The following is a 19,957-nucleotide window of genomic DNA, read 5'->3' as shown; positions in this document are numbered from 1 at the left end:
GGGCGCTCTGGCGAGCAGTCCCGAGTATACGGAGGGGGGTGCGCCGCCGACCGGGGGTTGCGTGGTCGCATATGTCTGCGTCCGATTGGACAAGCGTGCACGCCGGGCCCGGCTCCCGGACGGGCGCATTACACTCGTTCGGGATCATCGAATCGTTAGAGGAGCAATGGACGCAGTCGTGGAGACCACCGCCGTCGAGCGGGACGGGGCGTCGCCGACGACCCTCTCGCGCAAGGTGAAGGCCTTCGTCGCTCTGACGAAGCCGCGCGTGATCGAGCTGCTCCTCGTGGTGACCGCTCCGACGATGATCCTGGCGCAGGGCGGGATCCCGAACCTGCTGCTGGTCCTCAACGTCCTGATCGGCGGCGCTCTGAGCGCCGGGTCCGCGGGCGCGTTCAACTGCTACTTCGACCGCGACATCGACCGGATCATGAACCGGACGAAGAACCGGCCGCTCGTGACCGGGGAGATCTCGGACCGGGCCGCGCTCGTCTTCGCGACCACGATCGGCGTCCTGTCGATCGTCTGGCTCGGCCTCACGGCCAACTGGCTCTCCGCGGGCCTCTCGCTCGCCGCGATCCTGATCTACGTCGTGTTCTACACGCTCTTCCTCAAGCGCCGGACGCCGCAGAACATCGTGTGGGGCGGCATCGCGGGCTGCATGCCTGTGCTGATCGGCTGGGCGGCGGTCACCGGCTCGCTCGACTGGGCCCCCGTCATCCTCTTCTCCGTCATCTTCCTCTGGACGCCGCCGCACTACTGGCCGCTGTCGATGAAGTACCGGGACGACTACCAGGCCGCCGGCGTGCCGATGCTGGCCGTCGTGCGCGGGCGCACGATCGTCGGGCTCCAGGTCATCCTCTACGCCTGGGCCACCGTCGCCTGCTCGCTCCTGCTGATCCCCGTCGCCGGAATGGGGGTGCTCTACACGGTGGTCGCGCTCGGCAGCGGAGTCTGGTTCATCGCCGAGACGCACCGCCTCTACAGCCTCGCGATCCGCCACGAGCACGTCTCGCCGATGCGGGTGTTCCACGGGTCCATCGGATACCTCACCCTGCTCTTCCTCGCCGTCGGCATCGACCCGCTGCTCCCCTTCTGATGGTGACGCCGTTCTCCTTGCTCGCCGAGCGGGTGACCCTGGGTCCGCGCGCACTGCGCTGGGGGACCACCGCGGCGCTCGTCGCGAGCATCCTGATCATCTTCTTCGGGGGCGTCGTCCGGCTGACCGGCTCTGGCCTCGGCTGCCCCACCTGGCCGGCGTGCGAGCCGGGCTCGCTCACCTCGACCCCCGAGCTCGGGATCCACGGCTTCATCGAGTTCACGAACCGCGCGTTCACCGGCGTCCTCGTGGTCGCGGTGGGCTGGGCGATCACGGCCGCGCGCCTGCAGAAGCCGCGCGACCGCACCATGACCCGGCTCGCTTGGTCGCAGTTTTGGCTCGTCGTCGCGAACGCCCTCGCGGGCGGCGCGACCGTGCACTCGGGCCTCAACCCGTACATCGTGGCCGGGCACTTCGTTCTCGCCATCGCCCTCCTCACCACCACCGCACTGACGTGGCACCGCGCCCACCGCTCGCAGTCCGTGGCCTTCGAGCCCGACCGCGCGACGCGGGCGCTCAGCATCGGGCTCGTCGGCCTGACGCTCCTCGTGATCCTCGTGGGGACCCTCGTGACGGGGACCGGCCCGCACGCCGGCGACTCCGCGGAGGTGCCCCGCATGCAGTTCCACTGGGAGAGCGTGACCGTCGTCCACGGCGTGCTCGGCACGGCGGTGCTCGTCGTGGGCGCCGCGCTGCTCCTGCGCCTGTCGCGGGCGGCGGGCTCGGAGCTCGCCCGGCGGCGCGTGATCGCCTTCCTCGTGGTCGTCGTGCTGCAGGCGCTGGTCGGGGTCGCGCAGTCGCTCACCGCGCTGCCCGAGACGCTCGTCGCGGTGCACCTCCTCGGCTCGGCGCTCATCTGGGTCGGCGCGGTCCGCGTGCTGCTCGACGTGAACCCGAGGCTGTTCACCGTGCGCGCCCAGCGCCGGGACGCCGCCCAGGAGCTCCAGCCCGCCGCCTGACCGCGGGCTCCGGCTCGGCGGAGAGCAGGTGCCGCCGGAGGCGCAGGAGCACGCGGGGGAGCGCCCGCAGCGGGAGGTCGGCCGCGATCGCGCGGGCGAGAGGGCCGAATGCCCGTGCGGGTCCGGCCGGCAGGCGGGCGCCCACCAGTGCGGTCACGAGTCGGGCGGGGATCGGGGTCGATGCGTTGTTCGTCATGGCGGAACCGAATCACGGACCACCGACACCGGTATGGCCATGCCCGTGTGGAGGTGCGCCGCCGGCGCCCGGCCGACACCCAGGTGCGGAGGTTCCGCTGAACGGCGGACGCCGGTAGAATGAGAAGCTGGTCACGGTTCGACGCACCCTGCGCACGTGATCCGCACACGGCCCGATGGAGCGCCGACGCACACCTCCGGAATCCAGGGACGCACATCATCCGCTCCGCGCATCAGATCGATCGCGCGACCGGCCGGAGAGCACCCGCGGGCCACCCCCGGGGGAATGACTCCGGGACCCGACCGGTTAGCAGTGGGTAGGAAACGAGGTACACATGTCAGACATCCTGATCGACCGCCCCGAGCTCGAGAGCCTGGGCGTCTACGAGTTCGGCTGGTCCGACTCGGACTCCGCCGGAGCCTCCGCGCGACGCGGCATCTCGCCCGAGGTCGTCTCCGACATCTCCGCGCTCAAGAACGAGCCCGCCTGGATGCGCGACCGCCGCATGAAGGCCCTGAAGCTCTTCGAGCGCAAGCCCATGCCGACGTGGGGCGCCGACCTGTCGGACATCGACTTCGACAACATCAAGTACTTCGTCCGCTCCACCGAGAAGCAGGCGCAGACCTGGGACGACCTCCCGGACGACATCAAGAACACGTACGAGAAGCTCGGCATCCCGGAGGCGGAGCGCCAGCGCCTCGTCGGCGGCGTCGCGGCCCAGTACGAGTCCGAGGTCGTCTACCACCAGATCCGCGAGGACCTGGAGGAGCAGGGCGTCATCTTCATGGACACCGACACGGCGCTGCGCGAGCACCCCGAGATCTTCGAGGAGTACTTCGGCACCGTCATCCCCGCGGGCGACAACAAGTTCGCGGCGCTGAACACCGCGGTCTGGTCCGGCGGCTCCTTCGTGTACGTCCCCAAGGGCGTCCACGTGGACATCCCGCTGCAGGCCTACTTCCGGATCAACACCGAGAACATGGGCCAGTTCGAGCGGACCCTGATCATCGCGGACGAGGACAGCTACGTCCACTACATCGAGGGCTGCACGGCTCCGATCTACAAGTCGGACTCGCTGCACTCGGCCGTGGTCGAGATCATCGTGAAGAAGAACGCCCGCGTGCGCTACACGACGATCCAGAACTGGTCGAACAACGTCTACAACCTCGTCACCAAGCGCGCGATCGCGCACGAGGGCGCGACGATGGAGTGGATCGACGGCAACATCGGCTCCAAGGTCACGATGAAGTACCCGTCGATTTTCCTGGTCGGCGAGCACGCCAAGGGCGAGACCCTCTCCGTCGCGTTCGCGGGCCCCGGCCAGCACCAGGACGCCGGCGCGAAGATGGTCCACATGGCGCCGTACACGCAGTCGTCGATCGTCTCGAAGTCGATCGCCCGCGGCGGCGGTCGCGCCGGATACCGAGGCGAGGTCCGGGTGGACGCGAACGCGCACCACTCGGCGAACACCGTGCGCTGCGACGCCCTCCTGGTCGACACCATCTCGCGCTCCGACACCTACCCGGCGATCGACATCCGTGTCGACGACGTGCAGCTCGGCCACGAGGCGACGGTGTCGAAGGTCAGCGAGGAGCAGCTCTTCTACCTGATGTCGCGCGGCCTGCCGGAGGACGAGGCGATGGCCATGATCGTCCGCGGCTTCATCGAGCCGATCGCGCGCGAGCTGCCCATGGAGTACGCCCTCGAGCTGAACAAGCTCATCGAGATGGGGATGGAGGGCAGCGTCGGTTGACGCCCGCCTCCCCCCTCGAAGGGGCGCCCGGACGGGGCGCCCCGCACCCATCGAAAGGAACCACCGCCAGATGACGGTCCCCACGAGCGCCGCGACCCCCGAGATCGACGGCGCGGCCGCCGCTGAGCGCCTGGGCATCAGCGCCCACTCCGACGGGGCGTTCACGCCCGTGCAGACGCGCTCCGAGCGCTTCGCGTCGGCCGACGTCGAGGCCTTCGAGGCCGTCACCGGCCGCGAGATCGCCTGGAAGCTGACGCCCGTCGCCCGCCTCGGCGATCTGATCGACGGCGCGCTCGACGGCTCGCCCGCCCCCCTCGAGCACGCGGCGGTGGACGGTGTGGACGTCTCGTGGGTCGGCCGCGACGACCAGCGGATCGGCACCGCCGGCCTCCCCGAGGACCGCGCCGCCGCGAACGCCTGGTCGAGCTTCGAGAAGGCCCTCGCCGTCCGCGTGACGGGCGAGGACGAGAAGGTCGCCACCCTCGTCCGCTCGGGCCTCGGCTCCGCACCCCGCGCCGCGCACACGATCATCGAGGCGGCGCCCTACGCCCGCGCCGTCGTCGTGCTGCAGAACGAGGGGGAGGCCTCCCTCGCGGAGAACGTGGAGATCCTCGTCGGCGAGGGCGCGCAGCTCACCGTCGTCACCGTGCAGGAGTGGGCGGATGACGCCCGGCACCTGGCCAACCACTTCGTGCGGGTCGGACGCGACGCGAAGGTGAAGCACATCGTGGTCACCCTCGGCGGCTCCATCGTCCGGGTGAACCCCTCGGCGCACCTCGTCGAGCGCGGAGCGGACGGCGAGCTCTTCGGCCTGTACTTCGCCGACGGCGGCCAGCACCTCGAGCAGCAGGTGTACGTCGACCACGACGCCCCCGACACCCGCAGCCGCGTGACCTACAAGGGCGCGCTGCAGGGCGAGGGCGCGCGCACCGTCTGGATCGGCGACGTCCTGATCCGCAACAGCGCCACCGGCACCGACAGCTACGAGCAGAACCGCAACCTGGTCCTCTCGGACGGCACGCGCGCCGACTCCATTCCGAACCTCGAGATCGAGACCGGTGACATCGCCGGAGCGGGGCACGCCTCGGCGACCGGCCGCTTCGACGACGAGCAGCTCTTCTACCTGCAGTCCCGCGGGATCCGCGAGGACGAGGCGCGACGCCTGGTCGTGCGCGGGTTCCTCAGCGAGATCGTGCAGCAGATCAAGGTCGCCGAGCTCGAGGACCGCCTGCAGCTCGCGATCGAGGCGGAGCTCGCCGGCAGCGCCGGCCAGACCGGCTCCTCCCGCGGAGCGGCGGTCAGCGCATGAGCAACGCCGCGATGATCTGCTCGGTCTCCGAGCTGATCCCCAACCAGGCCATGCGGGTCGAGGTCGACGGAGTCGCGATCGCGGTCGTGCAGGACTCCGCCGGCGAGATCCACGCCATCGGCGACACCTGCACCCACGGCGAGATCTCGCTCTCCGAGGGCTTCGTCGAGGGCGACAGCCTCGAGTGCTGGGCGCACGGCTCCCAGTTCTCCCTCCGCACCGGCACCCCGCTGAACCTCCCGGCCTACGAGCCGGTCCCCGTCTTCGTCGTCGAGATCATCGACGGCGACGTCTACATCGACCCGACCGTCACGAAGGAAGTCTGAATGTCCGTTCTCCAGATCAGCGATCTCCACGTCAGTGTCGAGACCGAGCAGGGGACCAAGCAGATCCTCCGCGGTGTCGATCTCACCATCAACCAGGGTGAGATCCACGCGATCATGGGCCCCAACGGGTCCGGCAAGTCCACCCTCGCGTACACGATCGCGGGACACCCCAAGTACCACGTCGACGGCGGCTCGATCACCCTCGACGGCGTCGAGGTCCTCGACATGTCCGTCGACGAGCGCGCCCGCGCGGGCCTCTTCCTCGCCATGCAGTACCCGGTCGAGATCCCCGGTGTGACCAACACCAACTTCCTCCGCACCGCCAAGACCGCGATCGCCGGAGAGGCGCCCGCGATCCGCACGTGGACGAAGGACGTCAAGTCGGCGATGGCGAACCTCCGCATGGACTCGTCCTTCGCGGCGCGCAACGTCAACGAGGGCTTCTCGGGCGGCGAGAAGAAGCGCAACGAGATCCTCCAGCTCGAGCTGCTCGCCCCGCAGTTCGCCGTCCTCGACGAGACCGACTCCGGCCTCGACGTCGACGCGCTCAAGATCGTGTCGGAGGGAGTCAACCGCGCCCACCAGAGCACGGGTCTCGGCGTGCTGCTGATCACGCACTACACGCGGATCCTGCGCTACATCCAGCCCGACTTCGTCCACGTCTTCGTCGCCGGCCGCGTCGCCGAGCAGGGCGGCAAGGAGCTCGCCACCCGGCTCGAGGACGAGGGCTACGACCGCTTCCTGACCTCGGCGACGGTCTGATCATGGCGGTCACCACTCTCGAGCCGAAGCTCTTCGACCAGGTCGAGGAAGCCCTCAAGGACGTCATGGACCCCGAGCTCGGGGTCAACGTGGTCGACCTGGGACTCATCTACGACCTGGGCTGGGACGACGAGAACGACGCCCTCGTCATCCACATGACCCTCACCTCGGCGGGCTGCCCGCTGACCGACGTGCTCGAGGAGCAGACCGCCGAGTCGCTCGACGGCATCGTCGAGGCGTTCCGGATCAACTGGGTCTGGATGCCGCCGTGGGGTCCCGACCGGATCACCGAGGACGGGCGCGACATGATGCGCGCACTCGGCTTCTCGATCTAGCCGCTGCACACCGACGCCGAAGGGCCGGGAGGAGTCGTCCTCCCGGCCCCCCCGGCGTTCCTGTCGTCTTCAGCCTGTCGCAGTCCGTCGTGGAGTCGGAACGGCCGGGCGGGACGGCTCCGGAGTCCGGGGCCGTCGTCGTCCCCGCCGGTCGAGTCGGTGGAGGTGCCCACCGAGGTCGAGCAGGAGGACCGGGCGGCTCGACCTCTGCCGGACGCCCGAAGGGCCGGGAGGAATCGTCCTCCCGGCCCTTCGGCGTCCGTGCGACCGCTCAGCGCGAGCGTCGCGAGAGCATCGCCCAGGTGGTGGGGAGCAGCGCGGCAGCGACCAGCGCCTTGAGCGCGTCGCCGACCAGGAAGGGCACGAGTCCCGCGGAGAGGACGGAGCCGAGGTCGGCTGGCAGCCCCAGCGAGGCGAGGGCGGCGGCCAGCCAGGGCAAGCCGACGAGGTAGATGGTGGCGGTGCCGGCGAGGAAGGTCACCAGCGTGCCGAGGACGCGACGGTCCCACTGCCGCTGGGCGAGCCACCCGGTGACGATCGACGCGAGGACGAAGCCGACGATGTAGCCGCCGGTGGGACCCGCGAGGACCGCCCAGCCGTGCGAGCCCTCGGTGAAGACCGGGGCGCCGAGAGCGCCGACGAGCGCGTACACGAGCATGGACAGCGCGCCGCGGAGTGCGCCGAGCGTCGTGCCGACCAGAAGGACCGCGAAGGTCTGGCCCGTGAAGGGGACCGGCCACATCGGGATGAACAGCTGCGCCATCGCTGCGGTGAGACCCGCACCCGCGAGCACCAGCAGGGCGTCGGTCGCGACGGAGCGAGTGACGAGCCGGTCGGCGAGGACCGGGCGCGGGAGGGCGGAAGAGGAAGGGGACATGGGTGATCTCCGAGAGTCCTGGTCGCCCGAGAGCGAGGAGCGAGCGCGTCCGCGGTGAGCGGACGTGGATCCGCCCCGCGGCTCAGGAAATATACTAGGGGGCTGCCGCATCGCGGCCCCTTGCCCCACTCCTCCCGAACCGAACGCCATTTCTTGGCGGGAACGGACAGCACTGTGCTCAGCGTGCACGACCTCGAACTCCGAGTCGGCGCCCGACTCCTGATGGAGAACGTCTCCTTCCGGGTGGGCGACGGCGACAAGGTCGGCCTCGTCGGCCGCAACGGGGCGGGGAAGACGACGCTGACCAAGGTCCTCGCGGGCGACCTCATCGCCTCGAAGGGCACGGTCGACCGCGGCGGCGAGATCGGCTACCTCCCTCAGGACCCGCGCTCCGGCGACCCGGAGGAGCTCGCGCGCACCCGCATCCTCGACGCCCGCGGGCTGGGGCAGCTGGTGCTCGGCATGCAGGAGGCGACGGTCGCGATGTCGAGCAGCGACACCTCCGTGAGCGAGGCCGGCATGAAGAAGTACGGCAACCTCACGGATCGCTTCCTCTCCCTGGGCGGATACGCGGCTGAGGCGGAGGCCGCGTCGATCGCGAGCAACCTCAACCTCCCCGACCGGATCCTCGACCAGCCGCTCAAGACGCTCTCCGGTGGCCAGCGGCGCCGCATCGAGCTCGCGCGCATCCTCTTCTCCGACGCGAGCACGCTGATCCTCGACGAGCCGACGAACCACCTCGACGCCGACTCCGTCGTCTGGCTCCGCGAGTTCCTCAAGAACTACCGCGGCGGCTTCATCGTGATCAGCCACGACATCGACCTGGTCGGCGAGACCGTGAACCGCGTCTTCTACCTCGACGCCAACCGCCAGGTCATCGACGTCTACAACATGAACTGGAAGAACTACCAGCGCCAGCGCGCCGCCGACGAGGAGCGCCGCAAGAAGGAGCGGGTCAACGTCGAGAAAAAGGCCGGCGCCCTCCAGCTGCAGGCCGCGAAGTTCGGCGCGAAGGCCTCGAAGGCCGCAGCGGCGCACCAGATGGTCGCGCGTGCCGAGCGCATGCTCAGCGGGCTCGAGGAGGTCCGCGCGGTCGACCGCGTCGCGAAGCTCCGGTTCCCGACCCCGTCCGCCTGCGGTCGCACCCCTCTGCAGGCTCAGAACCTGTCGAAGAGCTACGGCTCGCTCGAGATCTTCACCGCCGTCGACCTCGCGATCGACCGCGGCTCCAAGGTCGTCATCCTGGGGCTCAACGGAGCGGGCAAGACGACGCTCCTGCGCATCCTGGGCGGCGTGGACCAGCCCGACACCGGAGTGATCGAGGCCGGGCACGGCCTCCGGATCGGCTACTACGCGCAGGAGCACGAGACGATCGACGTCAAGCGCTCGGTGCTCGAGAACATGGTCTCCTCCAGCCCGAACCTCACCGAGACCGAGGCGCGCCGGGTCCTCGGCTCGTTCCTGTTCACCGGGGACGACTCGCACAAGCCGGCCGGGGTCCTCTCCGGCGGAGAGAAGACCCGTCTCGCCCTGGCGATGATCGTGGTCTCGGGCGCGAACGTGCTCCTGCTCGACGAGCCCACCAACAACCTCGACCCCGCGAGCCGCGAGGAGATCCTCGACGCGCTCGCGCACTACGAGGGCGCGGTCGTCCTGGTCAGCCACGACGAGGGAGCCGTCGAGGCGCTGAACCCCGAGCGCGTCCTGATCATGCCGGAGGGCACCGAGGACCACTGGGCGGCCGACTACCTCGACCTGATCACGCTCGCCTAGCGGGCGTCGAGCAGCTCGTCCTCGACCTCGGAGTCGCTGCGGCCGCGGCGTCGACGGCGCTCCTCGCGCCGCTCCTCGGCCGCCACGACCTCGGGGTCGTCGGCGTTGCGGATGCGGTACTCGTGGCGGATCGCCCAGCCGAGCCCGCCGAAGCCCATGACGGCGAACAGCACCCACTGGACGGCGTAGCTGATGTGCAGGCCCTCGTCGGCGACCGGCTTGATCGCGGCCAGCGGGGGAGCGTCGACCGGCGCCGGCGCCTCGGCGACCAGCAGGCCGTACGCCGAGGTCCGCAGGGGCTCGTCCAGCTGCGCCGACAGGTCGTCGAGCTGGATCGTGGCGATCTGTCCGGCCGGTGCGGAGCGTCCGTCGATCCGTCCCTCCGCGGGCTTCAGGCGGGCGACGACGGTCACCTCCCCCTCGGGCGGCGCGGGGATCGCGTCGGGGGAGTCCTGGGTCGAGCCGACGGGGACCCAGCCGCGGTCGACGACGAACACGCTGCCGTCGTCGAGCCGCAGCGGCGTCAGGACCTCGAAGCCGGGGTTGCCGTTGTAGGGCCGGTTGCGGACGAGGGTCTGCCCCTGCGTCTCGTAGACGCCGGTGATCTCGACCGGGCGGTACTCGAGGGCGTCGTCCCACGTGGAGTCGGCGGGGAGCAGCCCGTCGAGCGCCACCGGGTCGGCGGTCCAGTTCGCCGTGACCAGCCGGTTGGTCGAGGCGGCCTGGTCGAGCCGCGCGACCTGCCAGCGCGAGAGCAGCACGCAGGCGACGGCGAAGACGATCGCGAGAGCGAGGTAGCCGAACCAGCGTCGCGAGAAGACGAAGCGCCAGGAGGGACGGGGCGCGTCGCCGCTCATCGTTCCGCTCCGCGATCGACCGTGTAGAGCGGCTTCACCTCGAGCGGGAAGTCGCGGGCGAGGAGGAACTCGCGCAGGAACTCCCGGTGCTCGCCGCAGGCCAGCCAGGTCTTCCGACGGTCCTCCGCGTGGATCCTCGGGTTCCGCCACTCGATCGCGAATGTCGCCGTCCGCGGGCAGCCCGCTCGGGAGCAGGCGTGCGCGTCGGGGACCCGGCCGAGCGGGATCACGGCCGGTCTCCCCGCGGGTCGCCGCCCTCGGGGCCGGTCGGCGCCTCGGAGTCGGGGGCGGGGGGCGGCGGGACCGGCCGGGAGAGGACGATCGCACCCGGCCGCTCGACGTTGCCGCGCTCGCCCGCACTGCCGACGTTGGCCAGCACGACGGCGAAGTAGGGCAGGACCACGGCGCCGATGGCGAAGAACAGCAGCCACCAGCCGTGGGCGAAGAGCAGGCAGATGACGCAGAGCATCCTGATGCCCATGGCGATCGAGTACTTGATCGCGCGGGAGCGCCGCTCGGCGCTCGGCGACGGCGGTAGGGAGGTGAGTGTCTCGCGTGGTTTCACAGCTCTGCAAGCCTACGTCGCGGCGGGCGGGTGCAGGCCGGGAGGGCCTCATCCCGGAATCTGTTGCGCGACGCGCCTCTAGGATGTACGGGTCGCCCGGCGCCGCACGAGCGCCGGCAGGAGGGACACCATGACCACGCCGCGCACCGTCCTCGTCACCGGGGGCAACCGGGGGATCGGCTTCGCCATCGCCCAGGAGTTCGTGGCCGCCGGTCACCGGGTCGCCGTGACCGCGCGCTCGGGCTCCGGTCCGGAGGGCTCCCTCACCGTCGTCGCGGACGTGACCGACGCCGCCTCCATCGACGCCGCGTTCACGCAGGTCGAGGCCGAGCTGGGCCCGGTCGAGATCCTGGTGGCGAACGCGGGCATCACCCGCGACACCCTGCTGCTGCGCATGACGGAGGAGGACTTCACGTCCGTCGTCGACACGAACCTCACCGGGGCGTTCCGCGTCGTCAAGCGCGCATCGAAGGGGATGCTCAAGCAGCGCTTCGGCCGCGTCGTCCTCATCTCCAGCGTGGTCGGCCTCTACGGGTCGCCGGGCCAGATCAACTACTCCTCGTCGAAGGCCGCCCTCGTGGGCTTCGCCCGCTCGCTGACCCGCGAGCTCGGCGCCCGCAACATCACCGCCAATGTCGTCGCTCCCGGCTTCATCGAGACCGACATGACCGCGGAGCTCTCGCCGGAGCAGCAGGCGGAGTACCGGAAGAGCATCCCGCTCGCCCGCTACGGCACCGCTGCCGAGGTCGCGAAGGTCACGCGCTGGCTGGCCGGCGACGAGGCGGCGTACATCTCGGGTGCCGTGATCCCGGTCGACGGCGGCCTCGGGATGGGCCACTGACCGATAAGCCTTGGGCTTATATCCGACGGATATAAGCTCTAGGCTTATGCGATGACCTCCTCCGATGTCGTCGCCGTGCTCCTGGACCTGGTGACCTCCCGCTCCCTCGTCGACCGCGCGGGTGCTCAGCGCGAGATCGAGCGGGGCTTCGCCGAGGTGGAGGCCGCGGTCCCGGCGATCCAGCCCCTGCACCCGACGGTCGGCGACGAGTTCCAGGCGATCTACCCCTCCGTCCACGCCGCGCTCCGGGCGACGCTGCAGGCGCGCCTCTCGCTCCCGGCCGGCGTCGACTGCCGCGCGGGCATCGGCCTGGGCGAGGTGCGGGTGGTCGGGTCGGGGATCGCCGGGGACCTCGAGGACGGGTCCGGCTGGTGGCGCGCGCGCGAGGCCATCGATCGCGCCCATGCGCTCGAGGACGGTGCCGTGCCCACGGCCCGCGGATGGTTCGTCGCCGGGGACGCCGACGGGGACTCCGGCGAGGCGGCCGTCAACGCCTACCTCCTCTCCCGCGACGCGCTGGTCGGAGCGCTCAGCGCGCGCGATCGCCGACTCGTGCTGGGGAGCCTGCGCGGAGCGTCGCAGAAGGAGCTGGGCGAGCAGGAGTCGATCTCGCAGCCCGCCGTCTCGCAGGCGCTGCGGCGCGCGGGAGCGGGCGCCCTCCTCGCCGGCGCGCGCCTGCTGGAGGAGACGTGCTGACGGCGCTGCTGCTCGCCGTGATCGGCCTCGGCGACCTCGCGCGCACGCACCTCCGCCGCCGTGGGGCCCTCCTCGCGATCCCCGTGCTCGCCGCCGCAGCCGTGACCGCAGCGCTCCTCGCCGGAGCCCCGCCGCTCGGTGCGGCGATCGTCGTCGTCCTGGCCGGAGCCTGGCTGCTGACGACCACGACCGTCGAGAACGCGCGGCCGCCCGGGGGTCTGCGTCCGGCCGTCGCCCTCGTCGCGGCGGTCCTGGTGCTGACCGCTGTCGACCGCGCCGTCGGCATCCCGACGGGGCCGCTCGCGCCGACCATCGTCGCGAGCACGCTCCCTCCGATCGAGCAGCTCGCTCTGGCGGTCGGAGCCGGGCTCTTCCTGCTGGAGAGCGGCAACGTGATCGTGCGGGCGGCACTGTTCCGCGAGCTCCCGCAGGCCGAGCCCGCGCCGCGTCCGCGCTGGAGCGAGCGGTTCGCGCGTCGGGAGCCGGCCGACGCCCGCCTGCCGGACCTCCAGGGCGGGCGCACGATCGGACCGCTGGAGCGGCTGCTGATCGCCGGCCTCACGCTCGCCGGAGCGATCGGCCTCGCCGGTGCCGTGCTCGCGGCCAAGGGGATCGTGCGCTTCCCCGAGATCTCCCGCGACGGCGGCAGCGGCGAGAAGGCGGAGTACTTCCTGGTGGGCTCGCTCGTCAGCTGGGCGCTGGCGCTCGGCTGCGCCGGACTCGTCGCGATCGCGGGCCGCTGACCTTCCTGAGGCCGGGGGAGGCGGGCCTCAGCCGCGGAGGCCGAGGACAGGCAGCAGCTGCGACAGGTCGAGGCCGCCGACGACGAGGTCGGCGCGCTCGCGCACCAGGGGCTTGGCGTTGAAGGCGACCGCGAGGGAGGCGACCGCCATCATCCCCAGGTCATTCGCACCGTCGCCGACGGCGATCGTGCGCTGCGGCGGGACGCCCGAGACCGCCGCCCACTCGCGGAGCGCCTCCGCCTTGGCCGCGGCGTCGATGACCGCCCCGTCGACCGCTCCGGTCAGCAGGCCGTCCCCGCAGCAGAGGCGGTTGGCCCGGACGAAGTCGAGGCCGAGCGCACCGGCGACCGGGTCGAGGACCTCGTGGAACCCTCCGGACACCACACCGACGCGGCCGCCGGCGGCGTGGACGCCGGCCACGAGCTCGGCGGCGCCGGGCGTGACGCGGACGCCCGAGCTCACACCGGGGAGCACCGACTCCGGGACCCCGGCGAGAGTGGCGACCCGCTCGCGGAGGCTCTCGCCGAAGTCGAGCTCGCCGCGCATCGCCCGCTCCGTGACGGCGGCGACGCGCTCCTCGGAGCCGGCGTGCACCGCGAGGAGCTCGATCACCTCGTCCTGGAGGAGGGTGGAGTCCGCGTCGAGGACGACGAGGAAGCGGGCAGGCGTCGCAGGACGCTCACTCATGGGCCGGTCCGATCGGTCGGGTGGGCGCGCCGGGGCGCAGAGCTCGACCCGCGGGGGTGCTACGGGTGGACGACGACGCCCTTGCCGACGACGGTGATGCCCGACTCGGTGACGGTGAACCCGCGCTCGCGATCGCGGTCGTGGTCCACGCCGACTCGAGCACCGGGCTCGACGACGACGTCCTTGTCGAGGATAGCGCGGACGACCAGCGCGTCCGGGCCGATGCGGACCTTGTCGAAGACCACCGAGTCGGTGACCGTCGCGTTCGACTCGATGACCGTCCAGGGCCCGACGACGCTGCGCTCGATGTGCGCGCCCGAGATCACGGTGCCGAGCGAGACGACCGAGTCGACCGTCGATCCCATGTTGCCCTTGCCGTCGCGGACGATCTTGGCCGGAGGGGAGTTCAGCTGCGACGAGAAGATCGGCCACTGCTGGTTGTAGAGGTTGAAGACCGGCAGCGCCGAGATGAGGTCCTGGTGGGCCTCGAAGAAGGAGTCGATGGTGCCGACGTCCCGCCAGTAGTAGCGGTCGCGGTCGGTCGAGCCGGGGACGTCGTTGAGCTTGAGGTCGTAGACGCCGGCCTCGCCGCGCGCGACGAAGTCCGGGATGATGTCGCCGCCCATGTCGTGGTCCGACGTGGAGGACTCGCCGTCGCGGATGACCGCGTCGATCAGGGCGTCCGCGTCGAAGACGTAGTTGCCCATGGAGGCGAGGACCTCGTGCGGGGAGTCGGCCAGGCCGACGGCGTCCTTGGGCTTCTCGAGGAACTCGGAGATCATCGTCGGGACGATGCCGTCGCCCGCCTCGTCACCGGCGAGCTGGATGACGCCGAACTGGTCCGCGAGCTCGATCGGCTGGCGGATGGCCGCGACGGTCGCCTTCGCACCGGACGTGATGTGCGCGTCGATCATCTGCGAGAAGTCCATGCGGTAGACGTGGTCGGCGCCGACCACGACGACGATGTCGGGCTTCTCGTCGCGGATCAGGTTGAGGCTCTGCAGGATCGCGTCGGCCGAGCCGCTGAACCAGCGCTTGCCCAGGCGCTGCTGCGCGGGGACCGAGGCGACGTAGGAGTTCAGGAGCCCGGAGAGGCGCCAGGTCTGCGAGACGTGGCGGTCGAGCGAGTGCGACTTGTACTGCGTCAGCACGACGATCTGGGTGAGACCGGAGTTGATCAGGTTGGACAGCGCGAAGTCGATCAGCCGGTACTGCCCGCCGAACGGCACCGCGGGCTTGGCCCGGTCCGCCGTGAGGGGCATGAGGCGCTTTCCCTCGCCGCCGGCGAGGACGATGCCGAAGATCTTCTTTGACTGCATGGCACCACAGTAGGGGCTCGGGCTTCCCCGTGGACCCCGGCTGTCGCCGGGGGAGCGCCCTGTACTACGGTTCGGGGGTGCGAGTCGATCTGCTGACCAAGGAATACCCGCCCGAGGTGTACGGGGGAGCCGGTGTCCACGTGGCCGAGCTCACCAAGGCGCTGCGCAGCGACCTGGAGGTCGTGGTGCGCTGCTTCGGCGCGCCGCGCGAGGAGGAGGGCACGTTCGCGTACTCCGTCCCCGCGGAGCTCGCCGAGGCGAACGGCGCGCTGCAGACCCTCGGGGTCGACCTGCAGATCGCGCAGGACGCGGCGGGGGCCGACCTGGTCCACTCCCACACCTGGTACGCCAACGCCGCGGGGCGTCTCGCCCAGCTCCTGCACGGCATCCCGCACGTGGTCTCGGCGCACAGCCTCGAGCCGCTGCGTCCGTGGAAGGCCGAGCAGCTCGGCGGCGGCTACCGCGTCTCGAGCTGGATCGAGCGGGAGGCGTACGAGAACGCCGACGCCGTGATCGCGGTGTCCGGCGGCATGCGCGAGGACATCCTCCGCTCCTACCCGGCCCTGGACCCGGCGAAGGTCCACGTGGTCTACAACGGCATCGACCTCGACGCCTGGCACCCGGTCGAGGACGAGGCCGTCCTCGCCGAGCTGGGCATCGACCCCTCGCGCCCCTCCGTGGTCTTCGTCGGCCGCATCACCCGGCAGAAGGGCCTGCCCTACCTGCTCCGCGCCGCGGCGACCCTGCCTCCCGAGGTGCAGCTCGTGCTCTGCGCGGGCGCCCCCGACACCCCCGAGATCATGGCCGAGGTCACCTCCCTCGTCCGCAGCCTCCAGGAGGAGCGCACCGGCGTCGTCTGGATCGACCGGCACCTGCCGCGCCACCAGCTCTCCGCGGTCCTGACGAACGCGACCACGTTCGTCTGCCCCTCGATCTACGAGCCCCTCGGCATCGTCAACCTCGAGGCGATGGCCTGCGGTGCGGCGGTCGTCGGGACGGCGACCGGCGGCATCCCGGAGGTCGTCGACGACGGCGTGACCGGCCGTCTCGTCCCGATCGAGCAGGTCACCGACGGCACCGGCACCCCCGTGGACCCGGAGCGCTACGTCGCCGACCTGGCCGCCGCCCTCGCCGAGGTCGTCGCCGACCCGGAGACGGCGAAGCGGATGGGCGCCGCGGGCCGCGAGCGCGCGCAGAGCCACTTCAGCTGGACGCAGATCGCGCGGGACACCCGGGCGATCTACGACTCGCTCGTCTGAGCCTCCCGGCCGCCTCCTTTAGAATGGCTCCCATGCCCAGCGTTGTCTCGTTCGTCGATGTGTCCTTCGTCCGGAACGGCAAGCGGATCCTCGACCACGTGTCGTGGGACGTGGCCGAGGACGAGCGCTGGGTGATCCTCGGCCCCAACGGGGCGGGCAAGACCTCGATCCTGCAGATCGCCGCCGCGCAGAACTACCCCTCGACCGGTGCCGCGCACCTGCTCGAGGAGACCCTCGGCCGGGTCGACGTGTTCGAGCTGCGCCCGCGCATCGGCTACGCCTCGACCGCAATGGCGCGCCGCCTCCCGGCCGGCGAGAGCGTGCTCGACGTCGTGATGACCGCCGCCTACGCCGTCACCGGCCGCTGGAACGAGGGCTACGACGCGATCGACGAGCGCCGCGCCCGCCGCGTGCTGTCCGAGTGGAAGCTCGAGCACCTCGCCGAGCGCACCTTCGGGACGCTCTCGGACGGCGAGCAGAAGCGCGTCCAGATCGCCCGCGCGATCATGACCGACCCCGAGCTGCTCCTGCTCGACGAGCCGGCCGCGAGCCTCGACCTCGGCGCCCGCGAGGAGCTCGTCCAGCTGCTGGGCGGCTTCGCGAAGGACCCGGCGTCGCCCGCGATCGTGATGGTGACCCACCACGTCGAGGAGATCCCCGACGGCTTCACCCACGCCCTGCTCCTCCGCGACGGAGCGGTGGTGGCGGCGGGCCCGCTGGCCGAGTCCCTGACCGAGGCGACGCTCGCCGAGACCTTCGGGCTCGACATCGCTCTCACCCGCGAGAACGGGCGCTTCTCGGCCCGCGCCCGCGGCTGACCCCGGCTGCGGGGTCCGGGCGCGGCGCGACTTCTGCGCGCGCTGCCGGTCTGGTATTCTCGGTAGCTGGTTCGGGCCCGTTCGCGGTGCGCCCGCCCTCATCCACCCGTTCCCGTCGACGACAGGTGCGGTTCAGGACCATCGACGACAGGACACGACCATGAAGACCGACATCCACCCCGAGTACTCCGCGATCGTCTTCCGCGACCTCGCGTCCGGTGAGACCTTCCTCACCCGCTCGACCGCGAAGAGCAGCAAGACGATCGAGCTCGACGGCGTGACCTACCCCGTCATCGACGTCGAGATCTCCTCCGCCTCGCACCCGTTCTACACGGGCAAGCAGCGCATCATGGACTCGGCCGGCCGCGTCGAGAAGTTCAACAGCCGCTACAAGAACTTCGGCAAGTAGCACTCCTCGAAGGGCCCTCGACCGCACGGTCGGGGGCCCTTCGTCGTTCCCGCGGGGCGGTCCTCAGTAGCGGTAGAAGCCCTCTCCGGTGGCCGTTCCGAGGCGGCCGCGATCGAGGTACTCCGTCTTCAGGTGGGCGGCGAACGCCTGGGAGGCCTCGTCCGGGGCCGCGGCGGCGATGTTGTAGGCGGTCCGCAGACCGACGACGTCGAAGATCTGGAAGGGTCCGAGAGGGGCGCCGGTGCCGATCCTCCAGGTCTTGTCGATGGTCTCGTGGTCGGCGTAGCCGCCCATGAGCAGACCCGACGCGGCGTTGAGGAGCGGCACCAGCAGCGAGTTCAGGACGTAGCCGGCCTTCTCCTTCTGCAGCCTGATGGGCTCGAGGCCGCTGGAGACGGCGAACTCCACGACGGCGTCGACCACGGCGGGGTCCGTGTCCGCCGTCCCCATGATCTCGGCCGTGTTCTGCGCCCAGACGTGGTTGGCGTAGTGCAGCGCGAGGAACCGGTCGGGTCGGCCGGTCGAGGCCTTCAGGTCGCTGGGGAGCAGCGTGGACGAGTTGGTCGCGAAGACCGTGCGCTCGGGAGCGAGCGCACCCAGGCGGCCGTACAGCTCCTGCTTCAGGCCCAGGTCCTCGGGGACGGCCTCGATCACGAGGTCGGCGTCGGCGACAGCCTCCGCGAGGTCGGAGGTGAGGCGGAGGGAGTCGAGCGCCTCCTGCGGTCCGCCGGCGACGCCGCCAGGCACCGACTCGTAGACGCCCGCGAGACCGCGGAGCCGCTCGCGCGCCGACTCGAGGACGTCGTCGGAGAGGTCGTAGACGGTGACGGCGAAGCCGTGGAAGGACGACTGGAAGGCGATCTGGGAGCCGAGCACTCCGCTGCCGAGGACGGTGACCGTGCGGATCGTGGGCATGACTTCTCCTTGCGAGAGAGGGGAGGGGGAACACGTGCTCACCCGATCCCACAGCGCCGCGGTCCGCGGAGCGAGGGCTTGCGCCGACGGGCGGGCCGTGGCCGTCGGGGAGCCGGCGCGGTAGCGTCCCGGCATGGTGTCCTTCGCCGACAAGCCGATCCTGCCGTTCACGACTCCTGAAGAGTGGGACGCCTACCTCCGCGGCGAGCCCGACCCGGACGGAGTCCGGCTGAAGCTGCGGAAGAAGGCCGCCGTCGATCCGGGGATCACCTACGCCGAGGCGCTCGACATCGCGCTCTGCCACGGCTGGATCGACGGTCAGGCGGGAGCCTTCGACGAGCAGTTCAAGCTCCAGGCCTTCACCCCGCGGCGTCGCGCGAGCCCGTGGTCCAAGGTCAACCGCGATCATGTCGCACGGCTGCTGGCGGAGGGTCGGATGCTGCCGGGCGGGCTGGCCGAGGTCGAGCGGGCACGTGCCGACGGGCGCTGGGACGCGGCCTACCGGCAGCGCGATGCGGAGGTGCCGGACGACTTCCAGCGGGCGCTCGACGCGGATCCGCAGGCGCTGGCCTTCTTCGCGACCGTCGGCGGGCAGAGGCGCTTCGCGTTCCTCTTCCGCCTCTCGCAGCTGAAGCGGGCGGCGACGCGGGAGCGGCGGATCGCGGAGTACGTGGCGCTCCTGCGCGAGGGGCGCACGCTGACCTGAGGGGTCAGTGGCGGACCGGCCAGCCCCCGTCGGCGACGAAGGACTCGTCGCGGACGCGGCGCATGTACTCCTGGAAGGACTCGGCCTGGGTGCGGCACCAGTCGACCTGGAGCGCGTGCAGGGCCTCCGCGCCGACTCCGAGCTCGTCCGCGAAGGCGCGGCCCAGCGCCTGGGCGACGCGGCCCGCCGCGATCGCGTCCGCGCCCGCGTCGTGCGCCTCGGTGAGGGCGACGCCGTAGTGCTCGGCGGCGAGGGTCAGGGTGCGCTTGCCCTTGCGGTAGCGGTCCACCGCCTTGTCGATCACGAGCGGATCGACGACGGGGCTCGGGTCGAGCAGCACGGGCACGCCCCAGCGGCGCGCCTCGTGGGCGAGAAGTGAGAGGTCGTAGGGGGCGTTGTAGACGACGACCGGGATGCCGCGGGCGAGGAGCGAGCGCAGCGCCTCGGAGATCTCGGCCACGACCTCGCCGGCGGGGCGGCCGTGCGCGCGGGCGTGTTCGGTGCTGATCCCGTGGACGGCGGAGGCGCCGGCCGGGATCTCGACCCCGGGATCGGCGAGCCAGGTCGTGCCCTCGATCGGCTCGCCCGCCGCGTCGATCACGCCGACGTGCGCGGTGACGATGCGGCTCGTGCGGACGTCGATGCCGGTGGTCTCGAGGTCGAACACGGCCAGCAGGTCGAACCACCGCGCCCCTTCGGAGGGGACGAGCTCCTGCTCGGCGTCGTCGAACAGCATCGGCTCGGTCTGCGTCT

At 71.2% G+C, this 19,957-nt stretch carries 23 protein-coding genes; 15 read left to right on the top strand and 8 right to left on the bottom strand.

Going from position 1 to position 19,957, the window contains the following annotated elements:
* Positions 1-166 precede the first annotated feature (166 nt).
* The 7 genes from C5C99_RS02495 to C5C99_RS02465 all read left to right on the top strand — a co-directional run bounded on the left by C5C99_RS02495 (position 167) and on the right by C5C99_RS02465 (position 6,739).
* Positions 167-1,099, top strand: a complete 933-nt coding sequence (locus C5C99_RS02495) for a heme o synthase (protein WP_104221928.1) — start codon at positions 167-169, stop codon at positions 1,097-1,099.
* A complete protein-coding gene (locus tag C5C99_RS02490; RefSeq protein WP_104250364.1) occupies positions 1,099-2,058 on the top strand; it encodes a heme A synthase in 960 nt (319 codons plus the stop codon). Before C5C99_RS02495 ends, C5C99_RS02490 begins: the two co-directional genes overlap by 1 nt.
* Positions 2,059-2,588: 530 nt before the next feature.
* Complete coding sequence (gene sufB, locus C5C99_RS02485; RefSeq protein WP_104221933.1) at positions 2,589-4,007, top strand: Fe-S cluster assembly protein SufB; 1,419 nt, start codon at positions 2,589-2,591, stop codon at positions 4,005-4,007.
* A 70-nt stretch (positions 4,008-4,077) separates the two neighbouring features.
* Complete coding sequence (gene sufD / locus C5C99_RS02480; protein WP_104260743.1) at positions 4,078-5,316, top strand: Fe-S cluster assembly protein SufD; 1,239 nt, start codon at positions 4,078-4,080, stop codon at positions 5,314-5,316.
* Positions 5,313-5,642, top strand: coding sequence for a non-heme iron oxygenase ferredoxin subunit (locus C5C99_RS02475; RefSeq protein ID WP_077222834.1), 330 nt, complete (start codon positions 5,313-5,315; stop codon positions 5,640-5,642). Before sufD ends, C5C99_RS02475 begins: the two co-directional genes overlap by 4 nt.
* A complete protein-coding gene (sufC, locus tag C5C99_RS02470) occupies positions 5,643-6,404 on the top strand; it encodes a Fe-S cluster assembly ATPase SufC (protein ID WP_104221937.1) in 762 nt (253 codons plus the stop codon).
* Between the two features lie 2 nt (positions 6,405-6,406).
* Positions 6,407-6,739 carry a metal-sulfur cluster assembly factor gene (locus C5C99_RS02465; protein ID WP_104221939.1) on the top strand — a complete coding sequence of 111 codons (333 nt, stop codon included), beginning with the start codon at positions 6,407-6,409 and terminating at the stop codon, positions 6,737-6,739.
* 271 nt (positions 6,740-7,010) lie between these two features.
* On the opposite strand, the gene C5C99_RS02460 is transcribed toward C5C99_RS02465, so the two are convergent.
* Positions 7,011-7,616, bottom strand: a complete 606-nt coding sequence (locus tag C5C99_RS02460; protein ID WP_104232632.1) for a biotin transporter BioY — start codon at positions 7,614-7,616, stop codon at positions 7,011-7,013.
* Between the two features lie 174 nt (positions 7,617-7,790).
* Here C5C99_RS02460 and C5C99_RS02455 point away from each other — a divergent pair, with 174 nt between their 5' ends.
* Positions 7,791-9,389 (top strand): ABC-F family ATP-binding cassette domain-containing protein, encoded by a 1,599-nt coding sequence (locus C5C99_RS02455; protein ID WP_104260744.1) that lies wholly within the window; start codon positions 7,791-7,793, stop codon positions 9,387-9,389.
* Here C5C99_RS02455 and C5C99_RS02450 read toward each other — a convergent pair.
* Genes C5C99_RS02450 through C5C99_RS02440 form a run of 3 tightly spaced genes read right to left on the bottom strand, consistent with a single transcriptional unit; the run spans position 9,386 to position 10,811 of the window.
* Positions 9,386-10,246: an SURF1 family protein gene (locus tag C5C99_RS02450; protein ID WP_104339549.1), complete on the bottom strand. Its 861-nt coding sequence runs from the start codon at positions 10,244-10,246 to the stop codon at positions 9,386-9,388. The two genes, C5C99_RS02455 and C5C99_RS02450, sit on opposite strands and share 4 nt — an antisense overlap.
* Entirely contained in the window at positions 10,243-10,476 is a 234-nt protein-coding gene (locus C5C99_RS02445; RefSeq protein WP_104221947.1) for a hypothetical protein, read from the bottom strand. The genes C5C99_RS02450 and C5C99_RS02445 overlap by 4 nt, the downstream gene beginning before the upstream one ends.
* Positions 10,473-10,811: a DUF3099 domain-containing protein gene (locus C5C99_RS02440; protein WP_104221949.1), complete on the bottom strand. Its 339-nt coding sequence runs from the start codon at positions 10,809-10,811 to the stop codon at positions 10,473-10,475. Before C5C99_RS02440 ends, C5C99_RS02445 begins: the two co-directional genes overlap by 4 nt.
* A 130-nt stretch (positions 10,812-10,941) precedes the next feature.
* Here C5C99_RS02440 and C5C99_RS02435 point away from each other — a divergent pair, with 130 nt between their 5' ends.
* Genes C5C99_RS02435 through C5C99_RS02425 form a run of 3 tightly spaced genes read left to right on the top strand, consistent with a single transcriptional unit; the run spans position 10,942 to position 13,091 of the window.
* Entirely contained in the window at positions 10,942-11,652 is a 711-nt protein-coding gene (locus C5C99_RS02435; RefSeq protein ID WP_104225284.1) for a beta-ketoacyl-ACP reductase, read from the top strand.
* A 51-nt stretch (positions 11,653-11,703) separates the two neighbouring features.
* Positions 11,704-12,348 (top strand): SatD family protein, encoded by a 645-nt coding sequence (locus C5C99_RS02430; protein WP_104221954.1) that lies wholly within the window; start codon positions 11,704-11,706, stop codon positions 12,346-12,348.
* On the top strand, positions 12,342-13,091 hold the full coding sequence (locus tag C5C99_RS02425) for a hypothetical protein (RefSeq protein WP_104339548.1): 750 nt from the start codon (positions 12,342-12,344) through the stop codon (positions 13,089-13,091). The genes C5C99_RS02430 and C5C99_RS02425 overlap by 7 nt, the downstream gene beginning before the upstream one ends.
* Positions 13,092-13,118: 27 nt before the next feature.
* Here the strand turns inward: C5C99_RS02425 and serB are convergent, their stop codons facing one another.
* Positions 13,119-13,778, bottom strand: a complete 660-nt coding sequence (gene serB, locus C5C99_RS02420) for a phosphoserine phosphatase SerB (protein WP_104339547.1) — start codon at positions 13,776-13,778, stop codon at positions 13,119-13,121.
* A gap of 59 nt (positions 13,779-13,837) precedes the next feature.
* A complete protein-coding gene (locus C5C99_RS02415) occupies positions 13,838-15,097 on the bottom strand; it encodes a glucose-1-phosphate adenylyltransferase (protein ID WP_104221960.1) in 1,260 nt (419 codons plus the stop codon).
* Between the two features lie 77 nt (positions 15,098-15,174).
* Here C5C99_RS02415 and glgA point away from each other — a divergent pair, with 77 nt between their 5' ends.
* From glgA to C5C99_RS02400, 3 genes are all read left to right on the top strand, one after another.
* Positions 15,175-16,356 (top strand): glycogen synthase, encoded by a 1,182-nt coding sequence (gene glgA, locus C5C99_RS02410; RefSeq protein WP_104225282.1) that lies wholly within the window; start codon positions 15,175-15,177, stop codon positions 16,354-16,356.
* A 32-nt stretch (positions 16,357-16,388) separates the two neighbouring features.
* The gene (locus C5C99_RS02405) at positions 16,389-17,174 is read left to right on the top strand and encodes an ABC transporter ATP-binding protein (RefSeq protein ID WP_104221964.1); all 786 of its coding nucleotides are present in this window, start codon (positions 16,389-16,391) and stop codon (positions 17,172-17,174) included.
* Between the two features lie 160 nt (positions 17,175-17,334).
* A complete protein-coding gene (locus C5C99_RS02400) occupies positions 17,335-17,583 on the top strand; it encodes a type B 50S ribosomal protein L31 (protein ID WP_068253003.1) in 249 nt (82 codons plus the stop codon).
* Between the two features lie 63 nt (positions 17,584-17,646).
* On the opposite strand, the gene C5C99_RS02395 is transcribed toward C5C99_RS02400, so the two are convergent.
* The gene (locus tag C5C99_RS02395) at positions 17,647-18,498 is read right to left on the bottom strand and encodes a 3-hydroxyacyl-CoA dehydrogenase (RefSeq protein WP_104287902.1); all 852 of its coding nucleotides are present in this window, start codon (positions 18,496-18,498) and stop codon (positions 17,647-17,649) included.
* Positions 18,499-18,631: 133 nt separating this feature from the next.
* Between C5C99_RS02395 and C5C99_RS02390 the strand changes: the two genes are divergently transcribed.
* Complete coding sequence (locus C5C99_RS02390) at positions 18,632-19,204, top strand: YdeI family protein (protein WP_104221968.1); 573 nt, start codon at positions 18,632-18,634, stop codon at positions 19,202-19,204.
* A 4-nt stretch (positions 19,205-19,208) separates the two neighbouring features.
* Here C5C99_RS02390 and C5C99_RS02385 read toward each other — a convergent pair whose 3' ends face one another.
* Complete coding sequence (locus C5C99_RS02385) at positions 19,209-19,940, bottom strand: 3'-5' exonuclease (RefSeq protein WP_104222136.1); 732 nt, start codon at positions 19,938-19,940, stop codon at positions 19,209-19,211.
* Between the last annotated feature and the right edge of the window lie 17 nt (positions 19,941-19,957).

The organism is Rathayibacter sp. AY1C4 (assembly GCF_002932195.1).
Taxonomy (GTDB): Bacteria; Actinomycetota; Actinomycetes; order Actinomycetales; family Microbacteriaceae; genus Rathayibacter.
Note: the sequence above shows the minus strand (reverse complement) of the source record. Positions and strands in the feature narration are given on the sequence as shown.

What these genes read in the sequence shown, in the direction of transcription:
- C5C99_RS02415 (WP_104221960.1), bottom strand. Translation starts at nt 15,097, where the DNA reads ATGCAGTCAAAGAAGATCTTCGGCATCGTCCTCGCCGGCGGCGAGGGA.
- C5C99_RS02400 (WP_068253003.1), top strand. Translation starts at nt 17,335, where the DNA reads ATGAAGACCGACATCCACCCCGAGTACTCCGCGATCGTCTTCCGCGAC.
- C5C99_RS02405 (WP_104221964.1), top strand. Translation starts at nt 16,389, where the DNA reads ATGCCCAGCGTTGTCTCGTTCGTCGATGTGTCCTTCGTCCGGAACGGC.
- C5C99_RS02490 (WP_104250364.1), top strand. Translation starts at nt 1,099, where the DNA reads ATGGTGACGCCGTTCTCCTTGCTCGCCGAGCGGGTGACCCTGGGTCCG.
- C5C99_RS02385 (WP_104222136.1), bottom strand. Translation starts at nt 19,940, where the DNA reads ATGCTGTTCGACGACGCCGAGCAGGAGCTCGTCCCCTCCGAAGGGGCG.
- C5C99_RS02475 (WP_077222834.1), top strand. Translation starts at nt 5,313, where the DNA reads ATGAGCAACGCCGCGATGATCTGCTCGGTCTCCGAGCTGATCCCCAAC.
- serB (WP_104339547.1), bottom strand. Translation starts at nt 13,778, where the DNA reads ATGAGTGAGCGTCCTGCGACGCCTGCCCGCTTCCTCGTCGTCCTCGAC.
- C5C99_RS02460 (WP_104232632.1), bottom strand. Translation starts at nt 7,616, where the DNA reads ATGTCCCCTTCCTCTTCCGCCCTCCCGCGCCCGGTCCTCGCCGACCGG.
- C5C99_RS02435 (WP_104225284.1), top strand. Translation starts at nt 10,942, where the DNA reads ATGACCACGCCGCGCACCGTCCTCGTCACCGGGGGCAACCGGGGGATC.
- sufC (WP_104221937.1), top strand. Translation starts at nt 5,643, where the DNA reads ATGTCCGTTCTCCAGATCAGCGATCTCCACGTCAGTGTCGAGACCGAG.
- C5C99_RS02450 (WP_104339549.1), bottom strand. Translation starts at nt 10,246, where the DNA reads ATGAGCGGCGACGCGCCCCGTCCCTCCTGGCGCTTCGTCTTCTCGCGA.
- sufB (WP_104221933.1), top strand. Translation starts at nt 2,589, where the DNA reads ATGTCAGACATCCTGATCGACCGCCCCGAGCTCGAGAGCCTGGGCGTC.
- C5C99_RS02395 (WP_104287902.1), bottom strand. Translation starts at nt 18,498, where the DNA reads ATGCCCACGATCCGCACGGTCACCGTCCTCGGCAGCGGAGTGCTCGGC.
- C5C99_RS02465 (WP_104221939.1), top strand. Translation starts at nt 6,407, where the DNA reads ATGGCGGTCACCACTCTCGAGCCGAAGCTCTTCGACCAGGTCGAGGAA.
- C5C99_RS02495 (WP_104221928.1), top strand. Translation starts at nt 167, where the DNA reads ATGGACGCAGTCGTGGAGACCACCGCCGTCGAGCGGGACGGGGCGTCG.
- sufD (WP_104260743.1), top strand. Translation starts at nt 4,078, where the DNA reads ATGACGGTCCCCACGAGCGCCGCGACCCCCGAGATCGACGGCGCGGCC.
- C5C99_RS02390 (WP_104221968.1), top strand. Translation starts at nt 18,632, where the DNA reads ATGGTGTCCTTCGCCGACAAGCCGATCCTGCCGTTCACGACTCCTGAA.
- C5C99_RS02430 (WP_104221954.1), top strand. Translation starts at nt 11,704, where the DNA reads ATGACCTCCTCCGATGTCGTCGCCGTGCTCCTGGACCTGGTGACCTCC.